Source organism: Nitritalea sp. (genome assembly GCF_054166705.1).
In genome coordinates, this window is sequence record NZ_JBSZCV010000009.1 from 1 (window position 1) to 14950 (window position 14950).

Annotated in this window: 12 protein-coding genes; 2 read left to right on the forward strand and 10 right to left on the reverse strand. The window is 49.8% G+C overall.

Translation table 11 applies throughout. From position 1 onward, the window contains the following. Window positions 1-5: 5 nt before the first annotated feature. Genes ACXIT9_RS07660 through ACXIT9_RS07675 form a run of 4 tightly spaced genes read right to left on the reverse strand, consistent with a single transcriptional unit; the run spans window position 6 to window position 5709 of the window. Entirely contained in the window at window positions 6-161 is a 156-nt protein-coding gene (locus tag ACXIT9_RS07660; RefSeq protein ID WP_458055647.1) for a hypothetical protein, read from the reverse strand. Between the two features lie 21 nt (window positions 162-182). Continuing rightward, window positions 183-3308, reverse strand: coding sequence for an efflux RND transporter permease subunit (locus ACXIT9_RS07665; RefSeq protein ID WP_458055648.1), 3126 nt, complete (start codon window positions 3306-3308; stop codon window positions 183-185). Further along, window positions 3305-4399 carry an efflux RND transporter periplasmic adaptor subunit gene (locus ACXIT9_RS07670; RefSeq protein WP_458055649.1) on the reverse strand — a complete coding sequence of 365 codons (1095 nt, stop codon included), beginning with the start codon at window positions 4397-4399 and terminating at the stop codon, window positions 3305-3307. Before ACXIT9_RS07670 ends, ACXIT9_RS07665 begins: the two co-directional genes overlap by 4 nt. Further along, complete coding sequence (locus ACXIT9_RS07675; RefSeq protein ID WP_458055650.1) at window positions 4396-5709, reverse strand: TolC family protein; 1314 nt, start codon at window positions 5707-5709, stop codon at window positions 4396-4398. The genes ACXIT9_RS07670 and ACXIT9_RS07675 overlap by 4 nt, the downstream gene beginning before the upstream one ends. Before the next feature lie 228 nt (window positions 5710-5937). Here ACXIT9_RS07675 and ACXIT9_RS07680 point away from each other — a divergent pair, with 228 nt between their 5' ends. Further along, window positions 5938-6459, forward strand: a complete 522-nt coding sequence (locus tag ACXIT9_RS07680; protein WP_458055651.1) for a hypothetical protein — start codon at window positions 5938-5940, stop codon at window positions 6457-6459. Between the two features lie 99 nt (window positions 6460-6558). Continuing rightward, a complete protein-coding gene (locus ACXIT9_RS07685; protein ID WP_458055652.1) occupies window positions 6559-7929 on the forward strand; it encodes a PAS domain-containing protein in 1371 nt (456 codons plus the stop codon). 16 nt (window positions 7930-7945) lie between these two features. Here ACXIT9_RS07685 and ACXIT9_RS07690 read toward each other — a convergent pair whose 3' ends face one another. The 6 genes from ACXIT9_RS07690 to ACXIT9_RS07715 all read right to left on the reverse strand — a co-directional run bounded on the left by ACXIT9_RS07690 (window position 7946) and on the right by ACXIT9_RS07715 (window position 14907). After that, window positions 7946-8647, reverse strand: a complete 702-nt coding sequence (locus ACXIT9_RS07690; protein ID WP_458055653.1) for a methyltransferase domain-containing protein — start codon at window positions 8645-8647, stop codon at window positions 7946-7948. A gap of 61 nt (window positions 8648-8708) precedes the next feature. Beyond that, a complete protein-coding gene (locus tag ACXIT9_RS07695) occupies window positions 8709-10037 on the reverse strand; it encodes a RagB/SusD family nutrient uptake outer membrane protein (RefSeq protein ID WP_458055654.1) in 1329 nt (442 codons plus the stop codon). Window positions 10038-10051: 14 nt separating this feature from the next. Continuing rightward, window positions 10052-13030, reverse strand: coding sequence for a SusC/RagA family TonB-linked outer membrane protein (locus tag ACXIT9_RS07700; protein WP_458055655.1), 2979 nt, complete (start codon window positions 13028-13030; stop codon window positions 10052-10054). Between the two features lie 223 nt (window positions 13031-13253). After that, entirely contained in the window at window positions 13254-14210 is a 957-nt protein-coding gene (locus ACXIT9_RS07705; RefSeq protein WP_458055656.1) for a DUF4097 family beta strand repeat-containing protein, read from the reverse strand. 35 nt (window positions 14211-14245) lie between these two features. Continuing rightward, on the reverse strand, window positions 14246-14608 hold the full coding sequence (locus ACXIT9_RS07710) for an NINE protein (RefSeq protein WP_458055657.1): 363 nt from the start codon (window positions 14606-14608) through the stop codon (window positions 14246-14248). A gap of 2 nt (window positions 14609-14610) precedes the next feature. Further along, complete coding sequence (locus ACXIT9_RS07715) at window positions 14611-14907, reverse strand: DUF2752 domain-containing protein (protein ID WP_458055658.1); 297 nt, start codon at window positions 14905-14907, stop codon at window positions 14611-14613. Window positions 14908-14950 lie beyond the last annotated feature (43 nt).

Genomic DNA, 14950 nt, shown 5'->3' on the forward strand with positions numbered 1-14950 from the left:
CGAACTTAACGACTAGAAAAAACCCTGAAAAATCCTTCGGGAAGCGCTAGAGAGCAGCCCTGCTGTCGGGCCTCTGCCTCCGGCAAAATGTCACAGTTGTCCCAAATCCCCGTACTCAAGGTCAGCGCATAGGCTTCCGGCCGACTGTGGCTAGGGAGCATTTCGTTTCGCTTGCTTCTTGTTTATGCTTTGCGGGAACCGCGCACCCTGGCAATCACCACGTATAAGGTAGGAACGAAAATCAAGGTTAACAAGGTCGCGGCCAGCATGCCTCCAAAAACGGTCCAGCCTATCGTCTGTCGAGCTAGCGCCCCTGCACCTGTCGCGAAGGCCAAGGGCAACACCCCAAAAATAAATGCCAAAGAGGTCATCACGATCGGCCGGAAACGCAGTTGAAAGGCAGTCAAAACCGCTCGAAGCGTGCCCTCCCCTTTTTCCTCCAGCACCTTGGCATACTCCACGATTAAGATGGCATTTTTGGCCGTTAGGCCCACCAAGGTGAGAAGACCGATCTGCGCATACACATTATTATCCAGTGAGGGAAAGAGCAAGAGGGTCAAGATGGCCCCAAATGCACCCACCGGCAGCACAAATAAAACGGTAAAAGGCAGGCTCCAACTTTCATAGAGGGCTGTCAAGCAGAGGAAAACCATGAGAATCGATAAGGTGAAGATAAAAAAGGTCGCCGAACCAGCTGCCACTTCTTCCCGACTGATGCCTGAAAAACTGTAGCTATACCCTGCCGGTAACAGCTCCGCCGCACGCCGCTCCAAAGCCGCAATGGCATCCCCAGAGCTTTTGCCCGGAGCACTTTCACCATTTATCGCCGCCGAGCGGAAAAGATTGAAATGCGTAATCAGGGGCGCCTGTTCGATGCGCTCCACCTCAAATAAGCTGCTGAGAGGCACCCTGCTGCCTTCGGGGCTTTGGACGAAAAGCCGGCGCAGGTCGTCTTCCGAACGGCGGAAAGCGCTGTCAGCCTGTACGATCACCCGGAAATTCCTGTTGTATAAGATAAAGTCATTTACATAAAAACTCCCAGAATACACTTGAAGGGCCTCGTACACCTGCCCGATCCCCAAGCCCAAGCCAGCCGTTTTTTCTCGGTCTAAGTTGTAACGCAGCGCCGGTGTAGAGGCACTGAAAAAGGAAAAAACATTGCCGATAGCCTCGTCCTCACGAAGAGCCGCTAAAAACTCCTGCAAATTATTTTCGAAATCCTTCACGCTCCCGGTGGCATCCAGTGCCTGCAGGTTGAAGGTAAACCCTGCCGTGCTCCCTAAACCCGGTATGGCGGCAGGGGCGATGATCACGACGCTGGCCTCCGGCAAAAGAGCAGCCAGTTCTCGCTCCATGCGCGCTTTTACCGCAAAGGCCCCTTGCTCCCTGCCACTCCGCTTCTCCCAAGGCTGCAGCTGCGTAAAAACAGTCCCCGCACTTGTTTTCGTGGCGAAATTAACCGCATTTAGACCCGTTACGCCGGAGTAATGCAGCACTTCTTCCTGCTCATCCAAGTAGGTCATCAACTTTTGAATAGTGGTCAATGTGCGTCGTGTCGAAGCTCCTTCGGGTAGCTCAAAGGTAATAAACAGGCGCCCTTCGTCTTCTGTGGGAATAAATCCGGTACTTTTCAACGAAAACATGCCCACTGTGGCCAGTGCCAACAGCAGCAAAGCACCTAAAGCAAGTGGGATACGCCGTAAACCATGCCGCATCCCAGCCTGAAAAAGCCCTTGAAAGCGATCAAAACCCCTGTTGAAGGCAGCAAAAAAGCCATAGCGTGTGGCGTTTTCCTCTTTTTTAATCGGTTTTAACAGCAGCACGCAAAGTGCTGGCGTGAGGGAGAGGGCTACAAAACCACTGATCAGGCCAGAGACAGCGATGGCCATGGCGAACTGCAAGTAAAGGCGTCCTACGATGCCCGGGATGAAGCCAACGGGAATAAAAACCGCCGCCACGATTAAGGACATGGCGATGACAGGTCCTGAAATTTGGCCCATGGCCTCCTCTACTGCCTCTCTTACGCTGCGCTTGCCTGATTCCAGAAGCGCCAGGCTGGCCTCCACCACGACGATGGCATCGTCTACCACGATGCCGATAGCGAGCACAAAACCAAAGAGGGTAAGTGTATTGATGGTGAAACCAAGAGGTAAAAACACCGCAAAAGTCCCGATGATGGAAACGGGAATGATCAACAAGGGAATAAGTGTGGCACGCCAGTTTTGTAAAAACAGAAAGACGACGACAGAGACTAGGGCTAGCGCCAAAAAGAGCGTTTTGACCACCTCATTTATGGAGGCCCGGACGACGGAAGCAGACTCGAAAGGCACCACATATTCCAAATCAGGTGGAAAACGCTCCTTTAGTCGCTCCATTGTCTCCCGAATCCCGGCTTCGGTGTCTAGCAAATTACTGTCCGGGGTCTGGTACACCAATAAATAGGCTGCAGGCAGCCCATCGGTAAAGTTATTCGTGGCATAATCGAAGCGCCCCAACTGCACACGGGCTATATCTTTTAAAAACACGAGGGCCTGACTATCGGTGCTGCGCTTGATGATGACGCGCTCAAACTCCTCGACTTCTTGTAGACGGCCATTCGTAAAGACTGTATATTCGAAAGCCTGCGCATCTACCTGCGGTGGGGCGCCCACACGTCCAGCCGCCACCTGAAGGTTTTGCTCTCGAAGTGCGGCGAGCACCTCGTCTACGCTCACTCCGATGGCTGCCATTTGCTCTGGGTCCAGCCAGACACGCATGCTAAAATCCTCTGCCCGCGCAAAAATATCACCCACGCCGGGAACGCGAAGGAGCTCCTCCTTGACGTAGATATTGATGTAATTATTTATAAAATCTATTCCATGCGTTCCATCGGGCGAAAAGAGTGAAACGATGAGTAAGATGCTGGGATTCCGCTTCTTGGTCGTAACCCCAAGGCGGCGCACCTCCTCAGGTAGCAGTGCCTCGGCCACAGCTACGCGGTTTTGAACCTCTACAGCGGCGATGTCCACATCTGTCCCCACCTCGAAGGTTACATTTAGCGTCACACGCCCATCGCTGCTAGCAGTACTTTCGATGTAAGCCATGCCGGGTGTCCCATTAATTTCGGTTTCCAAGGGGGTAATAACCGTTTGTTCTATGGTTTCCGCATCCGCTCCCGTATAGGTGGCTGTTACTTGCACCACAGGAGGCGTAATGGACGGATACTGTGCCACAGGCAGACGCAGGATGGCCAAAACACCAAATAAGGTTATAAAAAGTGAAAACACAATGGCAGTCTTCGGGCGACGAATGAAGTAGGATGCGATCATGCGGGCTCCTCCTCTTTAATACGTACAGGATCCCCTGACTGGAGCTTTTGGACTCCTCCGACAACCACCTTTTGACCATCAGTCAAGCCCTTCTCTATTACCATATACCCTTCTGACTGAAAGGCTCTTTGGATCTTTTGCTCCCGCACGGTGCTATCCGGCTCGAGTACAAAGACCGAAAACTCCCCCATCTGTTCTTTTATTGCGGCGAGCGGGACGCGCAGCTGCTTTCTTTCCTCGAATTCGGGCACTTGTACCTTCAGCGGTAAGCCCGGCTTGAGGCGATAGGCTGGATTGGGAACGAGCAGGCGGACACGAATCGTACCTGTGCTTTCGTCCACAGCGCGGTCTATGGTGCTGATGCGTCCTTTTTCAGGATAGTTTTGATCGCCGAGGCGCAAGGTCCCTACTGCCTCACCGGCTTCTTTCCACTGCATCATCAGGGGCAGCAGAGCAGCATCGGGATAAATATCGACTCCTATAGGGTCATCAGAAGAAAGGCGCGTGAGGAGCGTTTCTCCGGGACGAACCAGTGCTCCTAGCCGGACTTCGCTAAAGCCTACCGTCCCTGTAAATGGTGCGGTTATATTTGCATAAGCGCGGTCGGTTTGCGCCGTGCGCAAAGCTGCCTGGGCCGCCTCCACCTCTAACTCCGCCTGCCGAAGAGCTATTCGGGCATCATCATAGAGCTGTGTGGCGATGGCCTCCGCTTCCTTCAATTCGGTATAGCGCTCAAAATCTTTTTGAACTCGGGTCAAGGTTTCTTTGGCGATGGCCAAATTGGCTTCAGCCACAGCTTCCCCTGCCTGATAACGGCTTTGGTCGATTTCAAAGAGGCGATCTCCTTTGCGCACCCGCGCACCATCTTCCACAAAAATAGCTGTGATATAACCCGCCACGTCACCGCGGATTTCGATTTCTTCCAGGGCGCGCACCGTACCGGAGAAGGGGTAGCTGCGGCGCAGGACGGCCTCTTCTACCGAGGCTACTTCCACCAGTGTAGGGCCGGATGCTTCGGTAGGCGCAGTACAAGAAAAACTTGTGCTTAGGCTGATGAAAAGGAGGCTGTGCAAGTAAAAACGTAGGCTCATAGGTTTAAAAAGCGATTAAGGTCTAAGGTTCCGCGGGCATGTCGCAGCTCCCACTCGGCAGTTTTAAAGCGATAGTAGGCGCTGAGTGCGGTTATACGGGCGGTGGCCAGGTCTGTTTCCGCCTGGATCACTTCCAGAAAGCTTACGATGCCCTGTTCGTATTGGAGTTGGATGGTGCTAAACACCTCCTCGGCAAGGTTTTCAATTTTACGCTGCGTTTCTACCTGTTTAAAAGCACTCAAATAGCTGGCGCTAGCCTGTCCCTCTTCGGCTAGCAGGTCCAGTTCCAACTGCCGGAGCGCCTCGTTTTGTTGGTCAGCGGCGAAGCGTGCCTGTCGTATGCGGAGATTTCGCTCGTTTCCCGTAAAGAGGGGCAGGCTGAAACGAAAGCCCGTGAGCGAATTCGGAAAAGCTTGGTTAAATAGCTCGGGGCCATTGGGGGTTTGAAAGAGCAAATTATAATTAAAAAAGGCGGAAATGTCGGGTAAAAACTGTCTTTTGGCGAAGGCCAAATTCACACGCTGCTGCTCCAGGCTGGCCAGATAAAAGCGGTATTCCGGGCGATTTCGCCAGTTAAAGCGCTCCTCTTCCAGCTCTGGCTGCAGGAGGGTACTGGGTGGATCGGCTTGGAGGGTAAAGGGCAGGGCCGGATCCAGTCCTACACGGCTGACCAGCAAGGTTTTTGCTGCTTTTTCCTGCTGTTCTGCTTCGAAAAGTGCGGCCTCAGTTTGGAGTAGCGCGATTTCTGCGCGTTTGATATCGGTGCGGTCCCGAAGACCGGCGCGGACGAGTGCTTCGGCATCTCGTAATTGTCGTTTTTGACGAGTCAGGTCCTCCTGGCGGAGCAAAATCTCTTCTTGGGCCTCCAGGGCTCGGTAAAAGGCACGGGCAATCTCCTTTTGCTGGTTGGCAAGAAGCGTTTCCAGCTGGGCACGCTGCGCGTTTTCCACCACGTTTTGCTGCTGTTTGGCTTGAATGAGGCGGTTGTTTAAAAGCGGCTGCTCGACGAAGGCATTGACGGTAGAGTTAAAGGGGACACCTGTTTCCACCTCTTGAAATTCACCCGATTCGGGATTATTAAAATCCGGAAAAATAGCTACCGGCTGCTGAAAGAAGCGTAGGTAATCGGCCTCTACACCGACGCGGGGCCACCATCCGGAGAGCGCTACCTGCTGCTCGGTAAGCTGGATTTTTTCTTCGAGCCGGGCTGCCCTTAGTTGCGGCAGTTGGGTGCTGGCCTGCTCAAAAAGCGCTTCCAGATCGTAGGTTTGCTGCGCATGTGCAGAAAAAAACGCTGAAAAATATAGCATCCAGCCCAAGATTAGTAAAAATAGGGTACAAACACGCCTCATAAATACACTGAAATTAAATGTTTAAACACGAAAAACTCCTGATTGTTTGAGCATACAGGTGAAAAAATCTCCTAAAAATCCCGACTGTTATGCGATTTAAGCGTTTTTTAGCGTTTCAGCTCCTACTGTTAGCACATCAAGGCCCTACCTTGCGGACGTACTTATTTTTAACATTAACACTTTTTTATGCATTCTTATTTTTCACGCATCTTCCTGTTTTGTTTGGGTGTCCTACTGTTTTCGCACTGTGCGGAAGTAGAAGCACCCCGGTTTTTAGAAGCCCCAGCGGCAGAAACACCTGACCTTCCGCCTCCTGAGCTGCGGCCTGAGCTGCGGCCAGGACCTATTGAAAATCCCTTATTGGAAACCTTTGGAATTTCGGCTCTTGAATCCATTCGGGAGGTGGAAGGGGGCTGGCACATCACCTTTTTGGTGACCGAACGCTATGAAGAAAAAAACGTTGCAGGTGGCTCCGGCATCCTGAATGTACAGCTCAAGGCCGAGGTGCTGTATATAGAAACCAGAGAAGAGATACGCCTTTGCCTGAGCTCAGGTCAAGTGATGTGGCCTTCAGGAGAAGCGCTTCAGGATTTATCCGATAGCGGGAATCAGGCCATCGAACAGCTCTTGCACTTGTTGCGGCAGCACCTGCTTCCCTCGGAAGCCATAGGCTTGATCGGTTATGTGCCATACCCTCAGCAATGGTAAGCGTCTGAACGTAGTACTGGAAAAAATTAAATTTTAGGCGGCATGCGTAGGATGTGGTACTTTCTACTTAATTTTCGGGAAATTGAACCATATATACGCATGCATCTACCTTTGTTACCCGTTTACCTGCGGCAGTCACGACGTCAATTGTATCTTTTATTTGATGCTAAGGGCCATTTAAAAGATTCGAATTATGAGATTTTTAGGGGTAACTTCGAAGATGCTCAGACTTTAGAAACCTTATTCGCGCAGCCGGCACCTCGTTATTTCCATTCCTTGTTAACTAAAAAGCTAGCATCAGGAGCCAGCCTAGAAGTACAGGCCACCTTCGCTCTCCCCTTTTATACGGCTGCACATGAGTGGGAAATTCAGCTGTATGAACCTGCAGATGCATCTTGCGCCTATTGGCTATGGAGCACCCCATTTTCTGAAAAGCAACTGCATACATTTCCACCGGAGGAATGTCCTGCTATTGAGTTTTCAGCGTATTGTATAGAAAGTGCCTATCTGCAAAGCACATTTTTGAAAGAAACGATTTTGGAAAGTACTTCCGAAAGCATTTGGGCGCTAGATCATGAGTTTCGTTTACTTTATGCGAACCGTGCTTACATGGAGCGTTTTAAGGAAATAACAGGAATGACTTTTCGTGTGGGTGAACAGGTCATCGACACCCAAAGTCAGGAACCTGGGCAAGTCCATTATCGACAACTATACGAACGTGCTTTAGCTGGGGAGACGGTACGCACTCTAGAGCATTTTCCGCATGTTTCAGGGATTTCTTATATAGATCATCAGCTACGCCCCATTATTCAGGCAGGCAAGGTCATCGGGGTTGCAGGATTTGCAGCAGATTTCACACAGCTGAAATACTACGAAAGAGAGCTTGAGCAGTTAAATCAGACCTTTATTTATGTGAATACCCCTGTCCTCTTGCTCAATGCAAAAATGGATGGTTTTTTACGCGTGAATCCTAATGCCCGAAAGACTTTTCAAATCCAGGAGGGTAGTTGTTTTCAGCAATTTTTGCTTCAATTTAGCGATGTGGACCCGCTTCTCACGATGCGTAAGCGGCTGTGTTCTGGAGAGCTTTCCAGTGGGCGTGTTACCTTGCAAACAATAGACAAGAAACACTTTTTGGATGTATCCATTCAAAAGCTGCATCATGAAGGAGAAATTTGGTTTGTCTGGTTCATTCGGGATATCACCGATTCTACGCGGCAACTGGACCAGCTGAAACGTCAAAATGATTTGCTTCATGAGCTAGCGTGGTTCCACGCACATCGACTACGGGAACCCTTAACAAAAATCCTAGCTCTTTTAGATGTGCTAGATGCGATGCCTTTTTCGCTGAAACTGGAAGATATCTCCATCGTCCAGACAATCAGGGAGAATGCCCAATTTATCGATGAGCACTTGCAGGAAAGTGTACATTTACTTCGTGCGGAAGAAGTCATCGGAGCAACTCATTGAGCGCGTATGCCTTAAATCATTGTTTTTTTAGGGCAAAGAGCACACTAAGGGGTATCCCGGATCGCTTCGGCTCCTGAATTGTTGCGATTTGCCAGCCAGAGGCCTCGAAAAGTGCTGCCCATGCTTCGAAGGTAAGCATTTCAAAGGCATGTGACTGCTGAAAATTTCCGGGTAGGCCTTTCCAGGCATCCGGCAGGCAGTGCACGTCATAAGGATGTCCCTGCTGCAAGATAGCGTAGGGATGTAAGGTTTGGATAAGTAATTGAGTGTCGGCTGGAGTATATGCTCCCAGCGCCTGCAGTAATTCCCCCGTTCCCCTGTGGTAAAGGCTGAAGTTGAAAATAAACGTACGCGGCATCATTCCCTTTCCGAAAAGTTGCTCCCAAGTGGATAATCCCTCTTGATGAAGCTCTTGCTGCAGTTGGGCATAACTTTTATGAAAAAACAGCTGCCCTCCCCCTTTTTTGTTTCCTGCCTGAACTAAGGCCTCCGTGCCGTCTACTCCGAAACAGGTAAATCCCTTTGCGCGAAGCGCAAGACTGAGCCAGCCCTCCCCACAGCCCATATCAACTAGTACCTGACCCACTGCCCGTTCTGTAGCAAACTGTACCATCGCCGGGTTGGTTACCTGGCGGGATGAGATCCCCTCTTCAGCTAATAGGTGCATCCAGTCGGATGCATGTCTCTTCCATGCGGCTAAAATTTCATTATCTGTCATTTGGTCTTACCTTTAAAAAGGGGAGCCTTGTGACAGACTCCCCAGGGTGAAGCGACTCTTTCTAGATAGGAGGATTCGCTGGTGTGTTTGCATTGTTATTGCGCTCGCGCAAAGGGAACGGATAGAAATTTCGATTCCGCTCATCGGTAAATACCCGCGAACCTTGCGGTTCTGGGCGGTTAAAGCGTCTGCTGTCTTCTAGGCTCAATCCGGTAAAAAAGAGTTCTGCACGTCTGTTGATGAACAGCTCATCCAAGAGCGCCTCTCCTGTCAGCGGGCCACTATATGGCGCCAAGCCTGCATTTAAACCGAAAGGGTCATTTGTTTTTGTGCGCACCTGGTTCAGCGCCTCCACAGCAGCATTTAGATCCGGGCTTGCCTTGCGGATGTGAGCCTCTGCTGTGATTAGCGCCATTTCTCCTGGCAAGAAAACCGGTATGGGACTGTTGTCGTTCTCGAAAAAGCCCCTTAAGCCTTCCAGCGCAAAACCATTCACGTTCGTATCTTCTGAAGGAATCAGGTAGAAGGCTCTGCGGCCATCAGCAGGCTCAGGTCGTAGCCCTTCTGGTAGTCCGAAGTGGTCCCGTGGACGGAAGTTCGGTACATTGTTTTGGATCACGCGCGCCCAGATAGGGTTTTGGTTCAGCTGATCGTAGATAAATACCGAGGTACGCTGGGTATTTACCTGCGCCGCAGCCTGAATAGCTCCCTCATAGTTTCCACTAAACAGGCGGTATCTTGCCAAATAGGCATGCGCTACATCGCTCAAGTTAAGGTTTCCTTGTAAGATGGCCGCTACTTCGGGAGATAGGTCTCCTTGAAGATCCGCTATAGCTGCTTCCAGTAAACGAATGGCTTCCGCATAGGCCTCAGCACGCGTCACGAAGGTGGCCTCATTTTGGCGATTGGTTTGAATAACCACTTCTGCATAGTTTTGGGCCAAGGCCCCGATGGCCATCGCTCGGAAAATATTCGCATAGGCACGTAAATTATTGCGTGTGCTAGCCAAGAGCTCTACCTCATCTACTGCCTCGACGATATCCTCGCAGGCTCCCATCACGCGCAGCATGGAAGCCCAGAGCCCCTCCACATTCGTGTTAAAGTCTGTCAGCGCATCTCCACCATCTTCTAATTCGATCATGTTGATAAAGGTCGTCGTGATCGCTGCCTCACGCGCTGTGACAGCATTATTTTCCACCATAAAGCGTACCCCAGAAGTTGAATACAGCACGCGGACCCCTGTCGCTAAATTTAAAAGCCCCTCCCGAGAGTTCAACACCTGCGCGTCGGTAGGCGCATTTGGGTTGGTAAAATCTGTCTGACAGGCAGGGAATAGCATCCATGCCGCCAGTGTGAGTGCCCAGAAAGAAAGTTTTGTATGTAGTTTCATCTTATTCATACGATTTAAAAGCTTACGTTAACACCTAACTGTATGGTTCTTGGAATCGGCACAGCGCCGAAATCAAAGCCCCGAACCCCATTGCTTTGTCCAGGAGTGTTAATTTCAGGATCCCAGCCGCTATAGGAATCGAAGGAAATTAAATTTCGGCCAACTAAATTAAACCGAACATTTTGGATGGCTCCGGATTTCGGACGGAAATTGTATCCGATAGCGAGCTCACGTAACTTGACAAAAGATCCATCTTCCACAAATTCCTCAAAAATACCAGCTTGTCTGCCACCTGTACCTTTCGGAATCTCTCCTAAGAGCTCGCGACCTGCATTTTCACCACCTCCGAAAAGAGGATTATCCAGTAGCCGTCGGTTCCAGTTGAACACATCGAAACCCCATACAGCATCGAACTGCACGCGGAAAGTGAAGTTTTTATAGCTGAAGTCATTAATTATAGAGCCGAACCAGTCTGGGTTAGGGTCACCGATGACACGTACGTTCGTGCCGTCTGGATTCACACCACGAAGCGGCAAGCCATTCGCATCTAAACGAATATTTCCGGCATCATCTCGGTCATAAAAACCTTGGAAAAAGACACCGATCGGCTGGCCTTCGATAACTGCAGAGGCACCAAAACTTCCTGGGAGTATGATACGCTCCCCTACCACTTGCGTGACCTCATTTCGATTTGTCGTAAACGTGGTCGTCACATCCCAGTTAAAATCTCTGTTCCGCATCACATTCGCACGCATCAATAGCTCAATTCCCTTGTTCGTCATCGCGCCTACATTTTCGAAACGTGTGGCGAAACCTGTCGAAGTAGCTACCTCACGCTGCAGCAGCAAGTCGGTAATCCGCTGGTTGAAAACAGTAAACTCAAAACCCAGACGATCGCCGAAGAAAGAGGCATCTACGCCATATTCAAACTCGTTCATGATCTCTGGCGCCAGGGCATCGTTGCCCAAAAGCGTGGAAGGAACCACCGCACTTAAGCCTCCGATAGCCAGCGGATTGTAGTTGAGAAAACGATCAAACGCTCCAATCGCAGTTAAATTTCCCGCCTGACCATAGGAAGCGCGCAACTTAAAATTAGAAATCGAGCTGCCGAAGGCCTCTTTAAAGAAACCTTCTTCTGAAAGATTATAGGAAATAGATCCCTTTCCATAAGATTGAATCTTTTCTTCCGGACCGAAGACAGAAGCTCCATCATAACGCAGCGCCCCCGTGACGAATAGCTTTTCTTTAATACCGAAGGTCTGCTGCACGAAAGCCCCATAATAAGAAACATCCGAGCGTGCATCTATCGCACTGATGATCGTCCCACCTACCGCTGTACGTACGGTCGGAGCTAAGCGATCTGAAGTTATCCCGATTCGCTCGAAATTATCCTGCTGCCAAGTACCTCCTGCGATAGTAGTGGAGCGAATATCCGGCGTCAGCATTGTTTCATAGCTGATATTCAGGTCGTTGTTAAACTGTGTCACATTCGCATCTCCACGCGTGGCCCAACCGAGGGCATTCGAGGAGGTGTTGCCCACCGGAATAAATCCAAAGGCGGACTGATTGTAATAATCCAAACCTAAAATGTAGGTGATGTTCCATTTCTCGGAAGGGTTCGCGTTGAGCGTAAAATTGGTAATCACCCTGTTCGTCCGCTGTCCATAGTCGAACCGTGCGACAGCCTCGGCGGGATTGGTCCGTGGGACCAAAAGAGAAGTCACGGGGAAGACACCTGAAGCATCTGGACGTGGATTTACTCGGTTATTTGAAAATAAAAAGCCTGTTATCGCTCCATCCACAGCATTGATCCCCCCATTTGGCATATCCTGACTCTCTGAACGGGTATAATTAAGGCCAAAGCTGAATTTCAACCAGTCGCTCACCGTTTGATCTACATTCAGACGCGCACCTATCCGCTCGAAATTCGTATTCTTCACGATGCCCCCATTGTTTAAGTAGGACACGGAAGCGAAGTACGTTGTCTTATCCGAGCCTCCACTGACCGAAAGGTTATTTTCTGTGCCTCCGGCGCGTCTAAAAATTTCATCTTGTAGATTAAATCGCTCTACCGGAAAGGTTTCTAAATTGGCGTTATCCCCAGGGTTTACCCAGTCTAAAGGTACTTGATTGAAGGGAATCTGCTTGCGCAGCTCATTTACACGTACCGCTGTAGAAAAACTAAACCTTGGCTTGCCGACTTTGCCACGCTTGGTGTAAATCTGCACCACCCCATTACTGGCTCGAGACCCATAAATGGCAGCAGCAGCAGCCCCTTTAAGCACCTCGATGCGCTCAATATCAGCCGGATTAATGTCTACCAATCTGTTTTGGGAAGCCCCCCCGATATCTACCAACTCATTACTGTTATTATTTACCAGCACACCGTCTATGATATAAAGTGGGTCAGAGCTCCCTGTAATCGTACTGGTTCCACGTAAACGAACCGATATCCCACCTGCCGGATCTCCGGAATTCTGCTGTACCAGCGCTCCCGCTATTTTACCCTGCAGGGCCTGATCCACGGCGATCCCCCCCGTCTCGGCCAGATCCCGCTCACTTACAGTGGAGACTGCATTCCCCAGCTGACGACGTGAAGTAGCCGCCGAAGCACCGGTGATGATCACCTCATCTAAGTTCATGACGTCTGTCGTCAGCTCGAAATCATAAGTAAAGGCACTTTGATTTCCAAGCGTGACCACCTGCGTTCTGTTGCTGTAGCCGATAGCACGTACCACTAAAGTAAAGGATTCCTGATTTAGCGTAGTCGAAAGCGCATAGCGACCATCTAAATCGGTTACCGTCCCGATAGAGGTGCCCTGTATAGAAATCGTCGCTCCGATGAGCTCCTCCCCGGTCCGCGCATCGGACACCTTGCCGCTGATCGTTACTGCATTCTGCGCCCGCAAAGACCCAAAGGCACAGCAGAACAGCAGCAGTAAACTGAACAACAATCCGCTTTTCGGCGGAGCATACACGTAAACATTTCTCATAACTGATTTTTAAAGGATAAATGGATAAGGGTTAATCGATTGCTGTTTTAGTTTTTGCTAATTTTAATTCAACATTATGAAGTTATGCTATTTTTTAATAAAAGAAAAATCATCCGCCATTTATTTCGGTAAATTCTCGAATAATGCAGCAAAAAAAAGAAGCGCTTTCTCCTCTGAATGGAAAAAGCGCTTCTTTGCCAAATAATCTTTTCTTATTTGTGTTCTATTTGATCGTTAAACTTCCCGAACTTACCTTGCCTCGCACGGGTACTCCAGTAGCATGAGACAGCGTTAAACGCTTAGCATCAGCTCGTGCTTTGCCCACACGTAGATTACCGGAACTTACCTGTAAATCATAATCATAGGCTGTTAATTCGTCGACTTGCAGCGAGGCCAGACCAGAAGAGACCTGTAGCTCGGCGCCTCCCGGCGCAAAGGTGATTTCCTTTCCATTTAATACCCCAGAACTCACTTTTAAGGCCTTCAAGGCAGCTAAATTTTGCAAGTTCACCACCCCACTGCTCACCGAGACCTCACTATCACCCGAAATATTCTTTAACTGCAATGCTCCACTGCCCACTTTTGCCTGTAATCTCCCCTGAACGCCTCGGAGCTGGGCCGCCCCACTACCTACCTGCAGCTCTACATCAGCCTCGATATCCTCGAAATGAACAGCACCCGAAGAACAAGAAATCTCCAAGCGATCGGCCGTCAACACCTCCCCCCGGAGACTGCCACTAGAAACACTCAACTCGATGCGCTCATGACTCAAGTCACGAACATCGAAAGAACCACTACCGATTTTAGCTTCTAGCCGCAGATACTCCGGTCCTTCGATGCGTACAGTTTTATCCGGTCGGTCCAAGCCTCCCCAACCGAAAACAGGGAAGCTGCTCAACTTAAAATCAAGGTACAGAACACCATCCTTTAACTCGCTTGTCCAAGTGCCCTCCGCTTCTTCAGGGTAAACGAGCGTACCCGAAATGCTTACGTCGGTTTTACCTGGAATCCCCTGGTATTCGAAAGCACCATACGCCAAATTCGCCTGGATCGCCTGCACATCTGCGAAGCTCTCCTCGAGCTCATGCTCCTGATAGCTGGTGACTATTTCATGCAGCAGTTCATCACAACTTACAATAAGGAGCAGAACCGGAAAAATGAGGAAAATACTTTTTTTCATAATATAGGGGAGTTAATAGGTAAACAATCGGTCTCTTAATCCATTTCTTCAGACATCTGAAGCACATTTAGGGTTTCGTAAGCCATTTTAATATTGTATTCGTAAGCAATACTTTTATAATTTACCAAATCTACGATCGTACCGATAAAGCAAAGTCCCAGGGTAAAGAAGTAAAGCACACCTAGCAGGATACTTTGGGTCGCCAAGCGATGCAGCCCTGCAAAGCCCGCAAAGCCCAATAGACACAAAATCAGGACGATATCGCTGCCACGTCGCTTTGTGCGGTATACCTGGGCGAATAATTGAGCTTTCTCCTCAGACATGCCTTTCATCAACCCTTGGATGTAACCTAACTCCATACCTTCCAGCTCTGGAAGGTAGCGTAATACATTTGCCATAACTATCTAAATTTTAAGTAAAATCGAATCAGAGTAAACAGGCGAAAAACGATCGCCACGTAAGCAAAACCTGCAAGGGGATGCATGGCCCAAGAAGCAGCTACCTCGCCCCGCGCTAGCAGATGCATGCCACGCCCTAAACCGCAACCTGGACAAAATTCCAAGCCCGTCAGTGCAAGGGGACAAAGCGTGGCGTGCTCACTGCTCGAAGGATCGATACAGGCAATGCCAATCAAGGCCAGTACCCAAAACCCAATCTCTCCAAATGCTGGATGCCAATGCTTGCGTATGTTCTCCATGCCAACACCTAGTCTAAAAAAATGCCAAAGCAAAAAACGCCCA